Here is a 19,558-nt window from a genome sequence, read left to right as displayed (position 1 = left end):
AGAGATTACTAAAACTGTCCATAAACAAATGCTCCTGCATTATATCCTGAACCATATATACCAAATATAATAATTCCGAATATTAAACCAAAATATAATATCCAACGGAAAATAATATTCTGTTCGCAAATTACATCTCTAATGCCCTTGTTATCTTTATCAAATTTTTCCTGTAACATGCTAACACACCAAACTAACCCAATTAAAATAAGCGATAGTGTAAACCCATGTCTGTCAAGTCCAAAAGAATATAGGCTTTCGTCCCATAATGTATGTAATCCAAAATTTCTCAAATCAAAAGTTCTTTTGATAATCAATACTGCATGATGGAAACCTGCTGTAGATACAAAAAATATTCTACCAATGGCAGACAATAAGAATGTTCTTGCCATTCTAAATAAATTAAATGAAAAACATTCAGTGTTAATATGCAATAACTTATTTAATTTCTGTATTGGTACATCAAACACTGCTCCAAGTATAATCAAGATTCCATGATACACACCCCATAGCACGTAGCACATTGCCGCTCCATGCCACATACCTGTTACAATCCATACGCATGCTGCAGGGATTACTGTTGAAAATGCTCTTGATGCCTGATTGCCCCACTTCTTTCTTGTAAATCTGTTAATTGATTTACAAAGCTTCGACATTGAAACAGGATAAAGTAAATAATCCTTAAACCAGGCTCCAAGTGTAATGTGCCATCTTCTCCAAAACTCCGGCATGTTTTTTGAAAAATAAGGATGCCAGAAATTTCTTTCCAACTCTATTCCAAAAATCTGTGAAACACCTCTTGCAATATCCATGCACCCTGTCCAGTCTAAATACAACTGCATTGAAAAAAATATAATTGCAAGCACTAACGGTAAACCTGTAACCTCGTCCCACTTTGCATATACGCCGTTAGCGAAAATAGCCAACCTGTCTGCAATAACCATTTTTTCAAAATAACCCCATAACATTAACAGCAAACCTTTTTTTACTCTGTCATAATCAAACTTATATCTTTGATTAAACTGTTCTGCTAATTTGTTATATCTGCCAATTGGTCCCTGAACTATGTGTGGAAAATACGATGTGAACAAAGCAAGCTTCAAAATATTTTTCTCTGCTCTATATCGCTTCCAATAAACATCGAGTATGTATCCTACTGTCATAAAAGTATAAAATGATATACCAAGTGGTAAAACAAAACTCACAGATTTTGACCAGTCAACTCCAAACTTTGCAAGCACTGCGGACATACCGCGAAGTGCAAAATCCATATACTTAATTACACACAGCATACCCAAATTTATAACTAAATCCAGCAATAACCAGACTTTTCTTTTTGCTGTAAACTGTTTCTTTATGGATTTCTTCTTTTCTTTTGAGAAATCATGTTCTCCAATAATCTTCTTTTCTCTATCATGAAGTTTTTGTATCTTTCCTGCAAACAAATATGTTGTAACAGCAGTTATGCTAATATAAACTATGTACTTTGGACCTGAAAACATATAGAAAGCAATACTTGCAAGTAGCAGTAAAAACCACTGACACTTTCTAAACAGGGTAAAGTACAAAATTGCAACCACAAGTACAAAACCTAAAAAACTTAAACTTGTAAAACTCATCCTTTGCCCTTTCTCCCTATACTTACAGTTCCATAAGCATTATTTTTTAATCTTACTGTATCTATAACTGACTTTGTTTTCTTATCGTAAACAACAATATTCATGGCATCCTCATACACATCACCACAGGCATTGTTGTTTACTCTCACTGAACAAAGTCCAACGCTAACTTTTGCTGAGTAAGACATTCCATCACTAAACTGTCCCCCCTGATCTATTACCGCTGTTGTGTATTTGTCTTCTTCTTTTGATATATTGATACTTGCATCTGACTTTACGTCCTCTGATACATAAACAAAATTATTTCCATAAACAGAATCTTTTTGGAACTTGTCAATTTTTATATTCATATCCTTAAAAAGATCTAACTGCTCTGTTGAAAAATTCAACTTATGTGATGATGAACCTGCAACTACAATAAATGCATAATCTTTGTCATTTATTAATTTAAGGTAATTATTTAAATTCATTTCCTTTAAAAGTTTTGCATTTTTCATCTGAGTTTCATAAGTTGCCATTTCTGACTGAAAACTCTTTGTTACACTAGAATCTTTTTCTTTATAATTTGTAAGATTAAAATTCTTTGTCAAATATTTTCCAATGTAAGATGTTACCTTTTTTCCACCACTAATGTTCATATGGATATTGTCTGCACCATCTTCAGCAAAATTAATGCCTACAGCTTTTCTCATAGACTTCAAATTAAAATCTAAATACTTAACGCCTAATTCCTTTGCTAAATCATTTACATAATTGTACTTTTTAACACTCCAGCTTGTATCCGGTGTTTTGTATAAAATAAGCTCCACATTATTTTGTTTTGCTAACTTTGCAATCTTTTCAACATACTCTTTGTTTGTGGTGTTATATTTGCTGTACTTAACTTTTTTTGCATCGAATCCATCATACTTTCCTGCATCATCACTTGCCTTATCATATTTTGATGTATATTTAAAAGTATTTGTTAATGCAGCGTAGCCTTTTGTATCTGAATTATTGTTGCCCAAAACAAAATCATAATCGTCATAGTCTAACTCAGACCATCTTGTGTGATAAAGTGAAAGTGGAAAGAGATATTCAAAAATTCCCTGTGCTTCCTCATTATCTTTTATTTCCTTATCAGAGTTCACTGTGGCATAAGCGTACTCTAATTTTGTTTTTCCAAGTCGCATATAATCATAAGACTTTCTTGCCTTACTTTCTAACTTGTCATGCTTTCTTCCTAGAATTTTAACCTCAACAAAAATCACCTTTGGCTTTTGTGTCTGTAAAGCTTCCTTTACCCAAAAATATGTTCCGCTCATAGTTTGGGAAACCACACTCAAATTGTAAGAAGATATTCCATATTCATTGTATAATTGAAAAGGATCCGCTGACGCAGCTACAACACTGGAGCCAAAGAACAACACATCTGTACTGTTCTTTTCCAGCTTATAAAAACTTACATTTGTTTTTGAAGATGTCCATCTGTCCTCTAACCACTTTGGCTTAAATAACCCATTAACAAAATCAAGTAGTAGGACAAATATCAGACAAAAACAAACTATTTTTGCTAATATTTTCAATTTTCTTTTCATTGTCTAACTCCACATTAATTTTCTTTAGTATTTTCTTCCGTCAACATGCTATTCAAATGTTCCCATAACTCTCCGTATCCTTCACTAGCAGGAGTTACCGGTTTTTCAATTGGATTGTACATATGCTCCTTAATTAAACCATCCTTTGACATAACCATAATTCTGTTGCCAAGGGCAATTGCCTCCTGAATGTTATGAGTAATAAATAAAACTGTCATTTTCTCTTTTTCTTTTATGTGCATAAGTTCTGACTGCATTTGATTTCTTGTCATTGCATCTAATGCTGCAAATGGCTCATCCATCATAATGATTTTTGAACCTAATGCCATTCCTTTAGCAATAGCTACTCTCTGTTTCATACCACCACTTAGCTGATGTGGATAGTAGTCCTTGTATTGCAAAAGATTTACCTTGTCTAAATATTTCTCAGCTCTCTTTATTCTTTCTTTTTTGTCCTTCATGCCACTGCTCTTTAAAGGAAATGTTATGTTCCCAAGAACTGTCTTCCACGGAAACAACTGATTAAAGTCCTGAAACACCATAATTCTGTCAGTACCGGGACCTTTTACACTTTCGCCACTAACTTCAATTGTTCCTTCATAATCCTCAAAACCTGCAATACATCTAATCATGGTTGATTTTCCACAACCTGATGGTCCAAGCACACACAAGAAATCTCCTTCATAAATACTTAAGTCTATTCCCTTCAAAACAGGTTCAGTAGTATTGCTATATATCTTTTTTAAATTTTCTATTTTTAAAATCTCATTATTGCTCATCGTGTCATACCCCATTTCTTAAATGTTCTATTTTCAATAGTTCTAAAAATTCCGTATTCCACAACAAGTCCAATAATTATAATTATGATTATTGTTGCATATATACTTGCAAGGTCACTATTATCTCTTCTTTGAGAAATGTAATATCCCATACCAATAGTTCCTGCTCCACCAAAAACCATTTCCGCACTAATAAGCCCTCTCCAGGCTCTCGCCCAACCAACTTTTATGCCTGAGAAAATTCTTGGCATTGCCGCTGGAATGAAAACTCCAAACAAAAGTTTTATTGGTGACAGACCTATATTTTGTCCAACTTCCAAATATAATTTTGGCACAGCATTAAAGCCATCAATAATACTACGTGACATAGGCCACACAACTGAATGAACTACCAAAATCACAATGGCAGTATCGTTTTGTCCATACAGAAAAATTATAATTGCTGAAATTAAAGCAATTCCGGGAATCAGGTCAAACATAGATACAACCATGTTGTAAACTGCCGCAAATGAATCTGAGATAACAGATATACCTGATAATACAATTGCTAAAACTATCCCTATACCTAATCCCTCTAACATTAGTAAGAGTGAGTGAAGCATAATGCCACCAAAACCTTTTTCAGCAAATCCCCATATCATTTTTTCAAAAATCATTCCTATGGATGGGAACAGATTTGCGTTTCCATTTTGTGCAAAATTGTATGCCACAATCTGCCATATAGCCACAACTATTACTATAAAAATAATCTGACACAATAAACCTTTTGTTTTTTTCTTCACTGCTTTTGTCTCCTTGTAACTTTATTTTCCTTTTCCACCATCGTATACAATGTCACTAAGATTTCCTGAATATTCGTTTTCTAAAAATCCTTCATCCTGCATAAACTGAACAAAATTTCCTGCACCCTGTAGTGTTGTTGAATATTGTGATTTTGAATCAGTCATCCACTTAACAATATCTTCCACGCTGTCATCAAGTTCTAATTTATCTTTTACAAGTTGTGCTGTTTCTTCAGGATTGTCCTTTACATACTGCATAGCTTCATCAAGTGCTTTGCAAACAGCATTGTATAAATCTTTGTTATTTTCATATAGATTTTTTGAAGCAATTCCTACAATAGATGTATCTCCAGGCACCCACACATCTTCACTAATAGCAATTTCATGAGTTCCCTCCACAGCTAACTCTTTGAAATTATACGGTGAAATTACAATATGTGCCTTAATTGAACCACTTTTAATTCCGTCAAATCCTGATGCATTGTCAACCGAATTAAGCACATTATCAAATGCATGAGCATCTCCAAGTTCAGCCTTAGCAGCCATACCAAGTAAAATATGTCCCTGGCTGTTTGTACTTAAAACTCCTATCTGAATTTTTTTATCTTTTAAATCTTTTAAAGTGTTTATATCCTTTTGATTTGTAACAATTGAATATGGCTGTGAAGAAATACCTGAAAAGATTTTGTATTTACTGCCACTTAAAATTCCAACAACTGCCGGTGGCAATCCTAATGTTCCAATATCAATGCTTCCACTTGATACGCCTTCTTTAATTGTGTTTCCATCTTTCTCAACCTGACAATCAACTTCTAAATCCTTGTCATAATATTTTGAAATCATATTCTTTTCTGCCATTATCATTACCGGTGCATAAGCAATACTTTTCTGGTATCTGATAACAATCTTGTTATCATTTTTGCTTTCCTTACTGCTGCCTCCACATGCTGTCATTGTTACTGCCATAGCTGTAATCAGCGCGAAGCTCAAAACTTTTTTAATAATTCTCATATTTTTAAATTCCTTTCATTTAATGTTTTTGTTTTTTGTTTTTCTTTTGGTTATATTTCTTTTTATTTTTTCTAAAAATCCTATTTTGCCCATTTTTACTAATATCTTTGTGATTTTATCAATCTGATATGATGTAATTTTGATATAAATTTTCCATCAAATTTCGACTTTACTCTTTTAGCAGATTATTTACAAAATACATAAGGAGACAAAAAATGAAGAGATATTATAAGGTTATTTTTCTTTTACTATTAATTTTTCTTGGCATAAATTGTACCCCAACCTATGCCACATCTAACGATATTTCAACAACACGAATTTTATTTATCGGAAACAGCTCAACATATTGCAATCAAATGCCTTTGATGGTGGAAGGTCTTGCTAAAGCTAACAATATTAACTGTGAGGTCAAATACATTACAGCCTCTGGCTATAAACTTACTCAATTTGCCACAACGGGCAATGCTTATAACACAGAAATTGTTAATGCTCTATCAAAAGAGAAATGGGATTTTGTTATTTTGCAGGAGCACCGCGAAAATATAATGGGTAATTTAGAAGCAACTGAAAATGCTATCACAAACTTAAAATCAAAAATTGATAGCACAGGTGCAAAGACAATACTATATGAAACTCAGGCAGATTATATTGGTAATGATTTTATAATTGATGGCACTTCAATTTACTTTGACAATATTACATTGCAAAATTATATGACTAAATTCTATTTTTCTCTTGGAAATAAATTTGACTGCAAAGTTGCACCTGTAGGTGTCAATTATACAAGATGCATGAAAGAATATCCTGAAATCAGCTTATATAATTCCGACATGATTCATCCAACATTAGAGGGAAGTTATCTGGCTGCCTGCACACTTTTTCAGACAATCTTTGAAACATCAGCTTACAACAATACTTTTTTGTCAGGAAGTGAATTCGACACCAGCCATATTATAGATAAATTAGATAATGATACTGCAAAAAAACTTCAGAATGTAGCTGACGGAATGATAAATTTATCTACCTATAACGTTACTCTTAAAAAAGGGGAAAAAGCCTCTGTGAATGCCAAAATCACTTTCACTGACACAAACCCTGTTATGGCAAATTATTCAAATACAATAACATATTCAAGCACTAACGAATCAAGTGTAGGTGTAAATTCACAAAAGGGAACCATTACTGCAATTAGAAATGGTTCTTCAATGATTAAAGCTTCAACAGATAGCGGACTTATGGCATTCTGCACAGTAAATGTTGTTCAGCCTTCTACCTCTCTTACTATAAAAGAAGGTAGTATTTACCTACACATAAAAGATACTGCAAAGTACACTACGGAAATTTATCCAACTGACACCACTGATACAATCACTTGGACAAGTAGTAATCCATCTGTAGTTTCTGTTGATGAGACAGGCACAGTGAAAGCCAAAGAAATCGGTTCTGGGAAAATTACTGCCAAAACAGATAGTGGGATTAAATTGACCCGATATGTAAGAGTTAAACTTAAAACTCCTACATCAGTAAAAGCTGTTAAAACCAGCGGTTCTACAAAAAGCTATAAATATTCAAACGTTAAAGTAACCTGGAAGAAAAATTCATCTGCTGTTAAATACTACATTTACAGAAGACGATTAGGTAAATCAAAATATACTAAAATAGCTACTACAACTACTAATAAGTTTATTAATTCTAATGTTAAAAAAGGTAAAACCTATTACTACAAAATCGTAGCAGTATATTCAAGCTCATTGTGTAACAGCTATAAATCATCTGCTGCTAAAATCAAATTACAGTAAAGAGATATAATAAGGAATGTACTAAAGAACATAATAAAAACTTTTATAAACAAACTTGCTGTATTTTCTAATGAAGTAATCTAACACCTTTTATTGAAATAATGTTATAATCTACTTTTGAGATTTATAACTAGAAAATATAAAAAAATTTCTATTATAATCATTTTTTTAATTAAAGGTGAATTTATGTTACATGATGCAGATATTAGAGAGCCTCTGTTTGATTATTTGGAGGATTCTTACGGAAAAATACGAATACTTGAAGAAGTAGAAATTGCCCGCTCAAGAGCTGATGTTATTATGGTTACTGACGATTCTTTAGTGGGACTTGAAATAAAAAGCGACGCAGATACATATGTAAGATTAGAAAGACAGGTAAAAGACTATAATCTTTTCTTTGACTATAATTATGTTGTAGTTGGTTCAACTCACGCAAAACACGTTAATGAACATATACCTGACAGTTGGGGAATTATTTCTGCTGAGCTAATTGACGGCAACATGGACTTCTATGTACTACGGGAACCTACACGAAATAAACGCCAGCGTATTAAGCGTAAGCTTAGTTTATTATGGCGACCTGAACTTGCACATATTCAGGAACGAAATGAACTTCCAAAGTATAAACAGAAAAGCAAGGATTTTGTAGTAAACAAGCTTATTGAAAAACTTCCACGAGAGCAACTTGATTTAGAAATCAGCACTGAACTTTTTGAGCGGGACTATACTTTGATTGCTGACATAATCGCAAACTATAAGAAGGAAAATCAAAAGTCTGTTAAGAAAAGACGTTCCCGAAAAACAAAAAAAATTACCCGAAAGCATGTATAAGTAACGGTAATATCTATAATCACCTGAAAACATGTATAATCAACCAAAATATTTATCATCACAAGAAAACATATATATCAAAAAGCATAAATAAAAAGGTACTACTTAAATTAAGAATATCATTCTCGAATATTTAGTAGTACCTTCTATTATTTCAAATAAATTTTTTCTCTTGGCAGGAAACTCTTGGCTATTGTTGCCATTTCCTGTGGTGTTTCCTTCATTCCGCCACGAACCCAGTTTTCCACAACAGCCGTACAGCCAAAAACTATATAGTATCTGTAATATTTAAACTGTTTCAGAGATTCATCCATAAACTTATCTTTCCATCTAAGCATATACTTGTCATGTATGTAATATCCCATTTTTTCATAACCGGTCTGGTTGTTCACACTAAAGCACAACAAACCTGCTTTGATTTTATCCTCATAAAAATAGTTAAACAGACCATAGAAAAAGCCCTCTGCGTTTCCTCCTTCTGTAGCCTCAACAACTTTTTGAATATCTTCGGCAATTTCATCCTGTAACTGCTCAAGCATATCCACAGGGTCACGATAATACTGATAAAAAGTTGTTCTAGTCACATCAGCCTTTTTTGCTAACTCGCTTACTGTAACATCCATAACATTTTTCTCTTTCAGTATTTCAATTAAAGCCTCAGTAAGTATCTTTTTTGTTCGTCTTATTCTTTTGTCTACCTTACAAGTGTTTTCCATTTTGCGCCTCCTATACCTTGAAGGATATTCCTCAAAATGGTATTTTACCACTTTTAGACATATTAGTAAAATTGTAAAATAAGCCTACTTGTAAAAAGGAAAAGTTATTCCGCTGGCACTACCATACTGTGACCATACCGTAGTCCATTTTGTCATTTTCCATTTTGACTTTTCTTTTTTGAACCAAATAAAATGACCTGCTTCATGGTCTGATTCCACATAATACACTTTGGCAGTTTTATTTGTATTATAAAAAACCTTATAGTATTCTATGTCGTCAATCATGTTTGTCTGTTTATACTGATTCTTAAATTCACTTCCAAATAAAAGAGTGTTGCCTTCCACAAAAATATATGGCACAAGAATTATTAAAATTAAGGCAACTATTACAATTATTTTTATTTTCTTTTTCATATATTAGCCTTTCTTTGTCTACTTACCCTTTGTAATATTCTATATTGTTATTTTTTAGAAATTCTTCTACTTTTCGCTTTTTACAGAACTCGCACATATTTTCATGAGCTACACTCGACATAAAAACTTTGCCTTTTCTATAAAAACTTAAATCTTCAGGAAAATCAGGATATTTCCACTGATATAAATCCTTAACATAATCGAAAAATTTTCTCGTATCATCATTTAGTTCAATCAGAAATATTTCTTTTTCATATTCTGAAATAGAATCACAATATACCGTATCAATATAATGATTCTTGATATGCTCAGAAATACTATCTAAATACTTTTTAATATTAACACGATATCTATTATAATCCTCAACCCAGTCGTCATCCATTTCTGTATATCCTATTTTATATTCAGGAAAATATTTCGCATTAGATTCATTTATTAATGTTTTTCCTAAATTTGGCACACAAAACGCAAATTGATCACATTGTGTCATCAGGAAGTCTATCACTTTATCGTATAATTCTCCTGATATTTCACTTGTAATGCAAAAATGTTTCTTCCTAAATATTGTTTTTAATAAAATTGATATATATGCTAACATAATTCACCTCCTTAAAAATATCAAATTACTAATAATTTAATCTTCAATGTGTATAAGACTAAATTATTCTATAAAGCTATTTGTTACTTTATCTAAAACAAATACCATACATGGGCGCCATTTCTATTATAAGTATGATAATGCCAGTAATATCCTATAATTCCATTTTTTCCCTTATCAATTTCAGCCTTTGTTGGTTTTTTATTATCGCCAGCAGCTTTAGCTACAGCTTTCGCCTCTGCTTTAGTAACTGTAAACACATTGTGTCTTCTTGAAACCTCTTTTACAGCCTGCGAATATGATAATGGTCTACCAATATCAACATATCCTTTTTTTAAAGTTGCACTCCAATAACGAGTTTTAGATGTTCTTTTAACACGACTTCTTATCTTTGCTTCAGCCTTTGCTACTTCTGTAAATGCCTTAACAGCTTTAATGGCTTTTTTTATTTTACTCTTTCCCCAACTGAATGCACGTTTACCACCATGCACAACGGTATATGCTATACCAGACATTCCATTTCCTACTAATTTACAATATTCCTTAAACGAATTCATTATCTTTTTTATACTACAATATGCAATTACCGTTCCTACCAGTATTACACAAGCCTTTATAAACTCGTAAGCATAATATATTATTATAGGAGATTTACCATTTGGATCTGTGCAATTTACAACATTGTTGTTACAATAGCAATATAGATTATCTTTATATATACTTGTATCTTTTATTCCTAATATTTTAACATCATCTGCATTAATAAATCTTCCTGTTTCAGAATCATAGTACCTACTTTGGAGATAGTAAAATCCACTTTCGTTATCTTTGTAATATCCTCGATAAGTTATATGATTTAATTTTAATGCTGTTTCATTTTCATATGATACATCAACAATATTTCCCCATGCATCGTATGAATACTTCACAAGTTCTTTTCCCTTTGTATCAAGAAGACCAATAACATCTCCCTGTTTATTTTTTTTCAAAATAAATTGGTGTTTTAACGATATTACTATTATCAACTTCACTATACTCAAAACCTATAGCTTCATCATCATTGTTATAAAAATACCAAATATCATACTTCTTTTCATCTCCCTTATATGCTACTGTCTCTCTTATAAGCTTAGAATCATCCCATTGATAATTAGTTATAGATTCCTTTGTATCTTTATATGTTCTTAATCCATCCTGATTATATTTATATGTAACACTTGAACCATCTTTTAATGTCATTTGTTCAAGTTGTCTGCCTCTTGTCCACTTAAAAGTTTTTCCGTCAATATAATCTATAGGATTTCCCATACCATCATAAGTTATCTTCTGTCCGTCATACTGTGTAAGTTGATCTGCCCATTCTCCATTTTGATAACTATATTTAATATCTCTTACATTAGTAAGACTTCCATCATTATTAATTTCTTTTATGTGTTTTGCTACAACATTTCCTGTACTTGTATATCCATATGTACAACCTGTTTTATTAACATAATCAAGTTCCTTTGTAATTCTTCCGTGTACATCATAGGCATATTCATAAATTTTCTTATCGCCCAGCTTTATTTCCGTTATATTTCCTGCCAAATCATATATATAGCTAAATACCTTTTTATTTCCACTAAAAATTATTGTATATAATGATTCCTGTTCTGTATTCTTCTTTTCATCTACATTAAATATTCCCTGACCATTAAGACTTGAATACAGTTTTCTGCTTATTGTTTGTTCATTATCACTTGACTCTTCTGTCAACACTGCATTATTGTAAAATACATTTGTCATCAATACTTTGTTTTCATCTGACATATCAGACTTTTGAGTTGTCTTATATGTTGCGTTTCTGTCTAAAATATCTTTATATGTATACTCAATATTTTTTTGTGTAATGCCACTTTCTTCATTTTGTTCTGTATTGACTGTCTTTATAAAGCCATCATTTCTTTCAACCTTTACATTATCACCTGTATAAATGTAGTTATAACTTACAGCTTTTTTTTCTGTATTATCTGTAAATTTTATAATCTTTCCCTCATCATTGTATTCGGTTGTATATGCAGGAATGCTGTTTGTATCATAATATATTTCTACTTTCCTAGCAACTGATGTTGTATCGTTTTCTGCCACCTTCATTTCAGTTGTTACTGTTCGAATCTTTTGATTATTACCATATGTAGTTGTATTTTCTGTACTGTTTATTATCTCTCCTACAGCAATATCGGAAGCTTCATCATTGCTTTTTATTATATTTTCCGAATTATTTACAAGCTCTATATTTCCTACTTTAAGCGACTTCATCTCACTGTCTTGATATTCCATTGTATATGCTGTTTTCTGATCACATATGTATATTACATTTCCGTCACTATCATATGTATATGTAATGCATATTGTGTGGTCTTTATCATTTTGATTTTCTTCTACAACAGCAGTGTTGTTTCCTTTTTCATCATAGAAATATTTTACCACTTTATTTAAGTTTTCATCACCATAATCGGTTGTTACTTTTTTTATATCATTTCTATAAATATTTTTTAAATATATAGTCTTTACACCGTTGTCATATTCAGAATATTCTCTATCGTAAAGTCCTTTATGTACCTCTGCTGAACATGCTCCTAATCTATCTGTTCCTTTATTCTGAGGGTTATCTGTTTTTCTCGGATTTGTTGTTTCAAAATCATCAGAATCTTTTATTTCATCAAAATCTGAATCCTTTAACCACGGATCTGTTCCTTCTTTATATTCTCTTAAATCTGTCCATCCATCTCCATCACTATCTGCTCCTGATTCATTTGCTACTGCCGGATCTGTACCCAATGTAAATACTTCATAGCCATCTGGGAATCCATCTCCGTCTGTATCCTGATTGTATGTGCCATCAGATTTCTTTTCATTCCACTTTGTCTTAAAATCCCATATTTCATATCCATTTTCGAGTCCATCTCCGTCTGTATCAATTTTAACATTTTCGTAGGTGATTTCTGAATCATCATCCTCATTGCTCTTCTTAAGAGATACAATATTCGAAGGTCTAACTGTTCCATCAGAATATAACAAGCATGCTCTTAAATCTATACAATCTTCATTGTCTGATGCTATCTTGATTGTCTCGTCTATTGTTGTTCCCTTTCCTACTACTGAAAACACTGATGCATTATTTTTTCTCGCATATATTTTATATCCGGTTACTGTCACCCCATCATCTGTATTATTATCTGTAATGTTAAGTTGAATATTATTTTCATCATTAGCATACTCTGCATTTAATTCTACTGTTTCATCATATGATTTCATTTCTCTATAATTAACAGCAATTGCCATATATAATGGATCTCCGTATTTACCATTCTCTGAACTTGAATACTGTATTTCAGGACTATAGATAGATGCTGCCATTCCTTTTTCAGGATATGTGAACACTAATCCATTATCCTCTAACTTACCATCTGCTATATCCTGCACCCAATCAGTTATATCTAGTGTATGACGATTTCCTTCCTCTCCTGTACACTGTGTTTCAGCAATATAATCATCTGATATTTTGGGCTGTGAATTCCATGTTATTGTTGATTTATCCCATTTAGCTAATGCTCTTTTTACTTGAACAGTACCTGTTGGATAATAATCCGGTGTTTTACTTTCACTAAAAATAAGTTCTGCACTTTCTATATATTTGCCTTTAAGAGGTGTTTTAGTTCCAACAAAACTTTTTCCACTTAAAAGATTTGTTGTATCAAGATATATTCTATTTTCACTATTATATGGATATGCATCTTTTAGATAATTAGTAACGTTTAATATTTTATAGTTCATCATTGAATCAGCCATAAATGGAACTGACCATACACCTCTTGTTGCTAAATAGTCAGACATCCATACCATTGTCGGATCAACCTTCACAGGATACTTCAATGATTCATTATCAAAATATTGTCTGTTAAGTTTAACTTCTATTTCTGTCTCTGAATTTTCTTTCTTTAGTTTATATTCAACATTTTCATAATCTACATCTCCATTACCATCCTCTAAATTTGGTGGTGAAATATATCCTATTGTTTCATTTGTACTACTATCGCATACTAAAATTCCTCTGTCATTTTTTCTTTGCTTCAAGCATATGTTTTCACCTTCTATTTTATATTTAAATGAGTATTTTTCAGGTTTTTCTTTTAGTAATATATTTTCCTTAACTCCGTTCTTCATTGAAATATACTCATATTTAATATTCATTTCTTCTGTTGAATATGTAACTGTACTTTCATTCTTTTGCGGAATATATTCTTCTTCAGTTACAGGCATCATATTTAATATATATTTCCCATTATTCAAAACAACCCCTGTATCTACAGATAATGTCTTTGGGAAATATTGTCTTATGTTCCCACTTTCATTTATATATTTATAGTCTTCTCCGTTTACGTCTGTCTTTTCATCTAATATATCTTTCGCATCTTTTGATATTTTAACAAGCTTCGTTGAAAAGTCTGACAATTCGCCCTTGTCCTTAAATCTTATACTATCTGTATGTATTTCTGTCTTTTTAGAGCCATCACTCATTAAATAAGTATTTGAATTTTGAGTTCTTTCATCTTTTAACTCTTTTAAAACTTTCGGTTTCTCCTTAACTACTTTTTGTTCAGGTTTACTTGCATTTTCTACCCCACTGACAGATTTATACACTCCTCCGTTTCCCAGTGTGGTAGTTGTAGCTACCGTAAGTGCAATAGCTACTACTTTTTTGAACTTCCTACTCTTAAAAATGTTCTTTTTCATGTTCCTTCCTCCCATGTTTTTCATGTGTTACTTGGTATTACTTCATACCGGTTACTAATTATGAGAAATGAACAAATACAAAATTTCATTTTCGATAAATCAAATACAATTTCTAAAAGAATTTAACCAACAAAAAACAAAACTCTGCCACAACAGCGAATCTATCAGATTCTATCTGATACATTAACTGTTATGCCAGAGTCTCTTATATTCTTATTAGTATTAATGTTTCTAAAATCTTAAGTTCTTCACAGCCTTCTCATTCACGTACCCATCTATATATCCACAGTATAACACTTTCATTTTTTTATGCAACCTTTAAACTACCCAAATAATTTTTCTATAACCCTATGAACTGTTGTAATTTCATTTTGCATGTAGGCATTTGCTCCACAAAATAGTAAGCCATTATCTACATTTCCCTCTGCTGCATTAATTAAACGCTCTGTAATGCAATATGGTATGTTTGCCGGATTGCATTTTTTGAGACATTTAAGGCATTTCTTTGGTGGAAAATTTTCTCCTGCCATAACCTGACTCATAAACTTATTTTTGATGGCTCTTCCCGGCATCCCCACCGGACTTTTCACAATTGTAATTTCATCTTCTTTTGCATTAACATAAGAATTTTTGTAATTAATGTGGGCGTCACACTCTTCTGTTGTCACAAATAATGAACCTACCTGAACTCCGTCCATTCCTAAGTCAAATGCATTTTTCACATCATCTCTTGTTGTAATTCCACCTGCCAAAACAATGGGAATTTTTTTTGAATATTTATTCTCGTATTCCTGAACCACTTTTTTAATTTCCAGAACTTCCTCTTTATAATCCTTTATGCTTTTTTGTTCAAATTTGTCATTTTGATTATCTTCAGAAATTTTCAAACCACAATTTTCTTCTTTTTTGCCTGCACCAAAACCGTACTTCTCCAGCTCATCTTTTTTAAATCCAAGATGACCACCTGCTTTTGGGCCTTCAATAACCACTAAGTCGGCTGTTTTCTTGTATCGTGTATCCCAGTATTTTAAAATAACCTGAGCTGACTTTTTGCCTGATACAATGGGGGCTATTTTGGTTTTGTAACCTTGCACAAAAGCAGGTAAATCCACCGGTAGGCCTGCGCCGGAAATTATAATGTCTGCCCCTGCTTTCACTGCTGCAAGCACCTGCTCTTTATAATTGGTAAGCGCAGTCATTATGTTAAAGCCTAAAATTCCTTTGGGGGCAATTTTTCTGGCTTTTTTCAACTCCTTCTCAATGGCACGTAAATTAGCTGCCAAGGTATTGCTGTAAAAATCCTTTTCCTTAAATCCAATTTGTGCAGTGGAAATAATTCCAACGCCACCTTCATTTGCTACCGCTCCTGCAAGATTTCCCAAGGAAATTCCAACGCCCATTCCACCTTGAATTAATGGAATTTTTGCCTGCAACTCCCCTATTTTTAAAGGTTTAATATTCATTACATTCTCCTAAATCGATTATATCTTTCATTAACAATTTCTTCCCCTGATAAATGAGATTTGCTAATTAAAAATTGGTCCATTTCTGTTTTTAGCCTATCAGTTACAAATTCAAGTGTTGTAACATTATAGTCAACAGGTTCCTTAAATATTTTTTCAATTACATTTAACTGCTTCAAATCATCCGCTGTCATTTTCATGGCTTCTGCCGCTTTGTCAGTTTTTTTTCCATCTTTCCAAAGAATACTTGCATAGCCTTCAGGAGACAAAATCGAATACACTGAATTTTCCAGCATCCAAACTTCATTGGCAACTGCCATGGCTAAGGCGCCGCCACTTCCCCCTTCTCCTACAAAAATAGAAAGAATAGGTACTTTTATTGCTGACATTTCAAAAAGATTTCTTGCTATGGCTTCACCCTGACCCCTTTCTTCTGCCTCCAAACCGCAAAATGCTCCCGGAGTATCAACGAAACATATTATAGGTCTGTGGAATTTTTCTGCCTCTTTCATTAAACGCAAAGCCTTTCTATAGCCTTCCGGTGATGGCATTCCAAAGTTTCTGCTAATATTTTCCTTTGTGTTGTGACCTTTTACCTGAGCGATAACTGTTACCGGCTTATTGTTAATAGTTCCAATTCCACCGACAATTGCTTTATCATCTCCAAAATATCTGTCACCATGCAACTCTGTAAAATTCTCCACAAGTTTTTCTATATAATCAAGTCCTGTAGGACGTTTGTTCTCTCGTGAAATCTGAACTTTTTCCCAAGGTGTCAAATTGTTCTGAAACGTCTTATTTTCTACATTATTATTTACATCGTCTGCTAATACCTGCTTTAGATTATTTTTTATCTTCTTAGAATAATGAAGCTTAATAATCTCTGACAACTTATTTTTTAAATTCTGTCTTTCCACAATTAAATCTATAAAACCATGTTCAAGCAGAAACTCTGACTTCTGAAATCCTTTTGGCAGCTTCTGGCCGATTGTCTGTTCAATTACTCTGGGACCTGCAAAACCTATTAACGCGTCAGGTTCTGCCATAATAATATCCCCAAGCATTGCAAAACTTGCAGTAACCCCACCTGTTGTTGGATCAGTTAAAACAGATATGTAGAGATTTCCACTTTCGCTGTGACGTTTTAAGGCTGCCGATGTTTTTGCCATTTGCATAAGGGAAATAATTCCCTCCTGCATTCTTGCCCCACCGGAACATGCCACAATTACAAGAGGAAGATTTTCTTCTGTGGCTTTCTCTACAGTTCGTGTGATTTTTTCGCCAACAATTTCTCCCATACTTGCCATTAAGAAACGCCCGTCCATTACCGCCAAAGCAACTTCACTGCCGTTAATTAAAGCTTTTCCTGTTATTACTGCTTCTTCTAATTTTATTTTTTCTTTTACTTCCAATAATTTCTTTTCATACTCTTTATCTCCAAGTGGATTGCTAATTTCCAGTCCCTCAAACCATGGTTCGAAAGTTCCCTTGTCAACAAGCATTTTGATTCTGCGCTTTGCGTGCATTCTCACATAACCGCCACATTTAGGGCAAATATAGCCATTCTCCCTAACCTCTTCTGACAATACCATTTGACCACATTTTTTACATTTTCCAAAAAGTCCTTTTGGCACATCCGGCTTTGGAATTTTTATTGTCACATATCCATTTCTTTGTTTTTTTATTCTTGTTTTTAGTCTCAACTTACAGCTCTCCTCTGCTTATTAAACTGCTCAATAAAATCTACGTCAAAATCCCCCGAAATAAATTTTTCATTATTTATTATTTCGTATTCGTAATCTATATTTGTATCAATGCCTTCAATTACCACTTCTCCAAGGGCACTTCGCATTTTGTTAATTGCTTCCTGTCTGTTGTCACCATAAACTATAAGTTTTGCTAACATTGAATCATAGTAAGGTGTAACTTCGTACCCTGTAAAAATAGCTGAATCAACACGTACGCCATTTCCACCTGGAAAATGCATTTCTGTAATTTTTCCGGGACTTGGTCTAAAATTCTCCTCTGGATTTTCCGCATTAATTCTGCACTCTATTGAATGGCCTTTAATTTCAATTTCATTTTGTGTAAAAGGAAGTTTCTCTCCCTGAGCAATTTTAATTTGCTCTTTTACAATATCTATACCTGTTATATTTTCTGTTATTGGATGCTCCACCTGAATTCTTGTATTCATTTCCATAAAATAATATTTACCTGTTTTCTCTAACAAAAATTCAATTGTGCCGGCATTTTCATAACCTGCTGCTTTTGCAGCTCTTACTGCCGTCTCGCCCATTTCTTTTCTTAATTCTTCTGACAAGGCACTAGACGGTGCCTCCTCAATAATTTTCTGATGATTTCTCTGAAGAGAACAGTCACGTTCCCCTAAATGCACTACATTTCCATATTTGTCTGCTAAGATCTGAAATTCAATATGACGTGGATGTTCCACAAAATGTTCAATGTACATGGTGTTGTCTCCGAATGCCATTTCACTTTCTTTTTGTGCAGCCTTAAAAGCACTATCGAATTCCGCCGGTGTAAAAGCCACTCTCATACCTTTTCCACCACCACCTGACGCTGCCTTAATCATAATGGGATATCCAACCTTCTCAGCTACCTGCTTTCCCTTTTCAACCTCTACAATTCCACTATCATTTCCGGGAATTACCGGAACATTAGCTTCTATCATGGTTGTTCTCGCCTGTACTTTGTTTCCTAAATTTTCAATAACTGTATGATTTGGTCCAACGTATGTGATGTTACATGTTTCACATAATTTTGCAAAAGTTGGATTTTCTGATAAAAAGCCAAAACCCGGATGAATTGCATCTGCGCCTGTTGTAATGGCAGCACTAATAATGCTTTCCATGTTCAGGTAACTTTCGCTGGACTTTGTTTCACCTATGCAAACAGCTTCATCTGCTAACTGGGTGTGCAATGCTTCCTTGTCTGCAACAGAATATACTGCAACAGTTTCTATCCCCATTTCCCTGCAAACTCTTATAATTCTTACTGCAATTTCACCTCTGTTTGCAATTAACATTTTTCGTATCACCAAAATCACCTCTAATTTCCAATTATCTGTTTTATTAAATTAATCTTCCTATCCACATCAAAACTGCCGGTTTCTTTGCCACCCACATTCTATATTGCTTTAAACTGGCATTAAATCCTGTCACTGTTTTTCAAC

15 protein-coding genes are annotated in these 19,558 nt (G+C 33.0%); 2 read left to right on the top strand and 13 right to left on the bottom strand.

Translation table 11 applies throughout. From position 1 onward, the window contains the following. Window positions 1-8 precede the first annotated feature (8 nt). From ACZM4J_RS00440 to ACZM4J_RS00420, 5 genes are read right to left on the bottom strand one after another with little or no spacing between them, the layout of a single operon-like run. Window positions 9-1,619, bottom strand: coding sequence for an MBOAT family O-acyltransferase (locus ACZM4J_RS00440; RefSeq protein ID WP_296964463.1), 1,611 nt, complete (start codon window positions 1,617-1,619; stop codon window positions 9-11). Then, window positions 1,616-3,196, bottom strand: a complete 1,581-nt coding sequence (locus ACZM4J_RS00435) for a hypothetical protein (protein ID WP_489485417.1) — start codon at window positions 3,194-3,196, stop codon at window positions 1,616-1,618. Before ACZM4J_RS00435 ends, ACZM4J_RS00440 begins: the two co-directional genes overlap by 4 nt. Before the next feature lie 14 nt (window positions 3,197-3,210). Beyond that, window positions 3,211-3,975, bottom strand: coding sequence for an ABC transporter ATP-binding protein (locus ACZM4J_RS00430; RefSeq protein WP_302689430.1), 765 nt, complete (start codon window positions 3,973-3,975; stop codon window positions 3,211-3,213). Continuing rightward, complete coding sequence (locus ACZM4J_RS00425; protein WP_302689429.1) at window positions 3,972-4,757, bottom strand: ABC transporter permease; 786 nt, start codon at window positions 4,755-4,757, stop codon at window positions 3,972-3,974. Before ACZM4J_RS00425 ends, ACZM4J_RS00430 begins: the two co-directional genes overlap by 4 nt. Before the next feature lie 21 nt (window positions 4,758-4,778). Continuing rightward, window positions 4,779-5,768: an ABC transporter substrate-binding protein gene (locus ACZM4J_RS00420; RefSeq protein ID WP_489485414.1), complete on the bottom strand. Its 990-nt coding sequence runs from the start codon at window positions 5,766-5,768 to the stop codon at window positions 4,779-4,781. 215 nt (window positions 5,769-5,983) lie between these two features. On the opposite strand from ACZM4J_RS00420, the gene ACZM4J_RS00415 reads away from it, so the two are divergent. Further along, the gene (locus ACZM4J_RS00415; protein WP_428244980.1) at window positions 5,984-7,567 is read left to right on the top strand and encodes an Ig-like domain-containing protein; all 1,584 of its coding nucleotides are present in this window, start codon (window positions 5,984-5,986) and stop codon (window positions 7,565-7,567) included. Window positions 7,568-7,753: 186 nt separating this feature from the next. Continuing rightward, a complete protein-coding gene (locus ACZM4J_RS00410) occupies window positions 7,754-8,398 on the top strand; it encodes a sce7726 family protein (RefSeq protein ID WP_022164568.1) in 645 nt (214 codons plus the stop codon). 149 nt (window positions 8,399-8,547) lie between these two features. On the opposite strand, the gene ACZM4J_RS00405 is transcribed toward ACZM4J_RS00410, so the two are convergent. The 8 genes from ACZM4J_RS00405 to ACZM4J_RS00370 all read right to left on the bottom strand — a co-directional run bounded on the left by ACZM4J_RS00405 (window position 8,548) and on the right by ACZM4J_RS00370 (window position 19,423). Then, window positions 8,548-9,114, bottom strand: coding sequence for a TetR/AcrR family transcriptional regulator (locus tag ACZM4J_RS00405; RefSeq protein WP_022164567.1), 567 nt, complete (start codon window positions 9,112-9,114; stop codon window positions 8,548-8,550). Window positions 9,115-9,198: 84 nt separating this feature from the next. Then, window positions 9,199-9,528 carry a hypothetical protein gene (locus ACZM4J_RS00400; protein WP_022164566.1) on the bottom strand — a complete coding sequence of 110 codons (330 nt, stop codon included), beginning with the start codon at window positions 9,526-9,528 and terminating at the stop codon, window positions 9,199-9,201. Window positions 9,529-9,550: 22 nt separating this feature from the next. Further along, window positions 9,551-10,126 carry a hypothetical protein gene (locus ACZM4J_RS00395; RefSeq protein ID WP_022164565.1) on the bottom strand — a complete coding sequence of 192 codons (576 nt, stop codon included), beginning with the start codon at window positions 10,124-10,126 and terminating at the stop codon, window positions 9,551-9,553. Window positions 10,127-10,218: 92 nt separating this feature from the next. After that, the gene (locus ACZM4J_RS00390; RefSeq protein WP_489485412.1) at window positions 10,219-11,115 is read right to left on the bottom strand and encodes an RHS repeat-associated core domain-containing protein; all 897 of its coding nucleotides are present in this window, start codon (window positions 11,113-11,115) and stop codon (window positions 10,219-10,221) included. Continuing rightward, complete coding sequence (locus tag ACZM4J_RS00385) at window positions 11,102-14,902, bottom strand: RHS repeat domain-containing protein (RefSeq protein ID WP_489485410.1); 3,801 nt, start codon at window positions 14,900-14,902, stop codon at window positions 11,102-11,104. The genes ACZM4J_RS00390 and ACZM4J_RS00385 overlap by 14 nt, the downstream gene beginning before the upstream one ends. A gap of 323 nt (window positions 14,903-15,225) precedes the next feature. Next, window positions 15,226-16,365, bottom strand: coding sequence for an NAD(P)H-dependent flavin oxidoreductase (locus ACZM4J_RS00380; RefSeq protein WP_489485408.1), 1,140 nt, complete (start codon window positions 16,363-16,365; stop codon window positions 15,226-15,228). After that, complete coding sequence (locus ACZM4J_RS00375; protein WP_489485407.1) at window positions 16,365-18,068, bottom strand: acetyl-CoA carboxylase carboxyltransferase subunit alpha; 1,704 nt, start codon at window positions 18,066-18,068, stop codon at window positions 16,365-16,367. Before ACZM4J_RS00375 ends, ACZM4J_RS00380 begins: the two co-directional genes overlap by 1 nt. Next, window positions 18,065-19,423, bottom strand: coding sequence for an acetyl-CoA carboxylase biotin carboxylase subunit (locus ACZM4J_RS00370; protein WP_022165167.1), 1,359 nt, complete (start codon window positions 19,421-19,423; stop codon window positions 18,065-18,067). Before ACZM4J_RS00370 ends, ACZM4J_RS00375 begins: the two co-directional genes overlap by 4 nt. Between the last annotated feature and the right edge of the window lie 135 nt (window positions 19,424-19,558).

This window comes from Eubacterium sp. (assembly GCF_057858645.1).
This window is presented reverse-complemented; position numbering and strand designations above follow the sequence as displayed.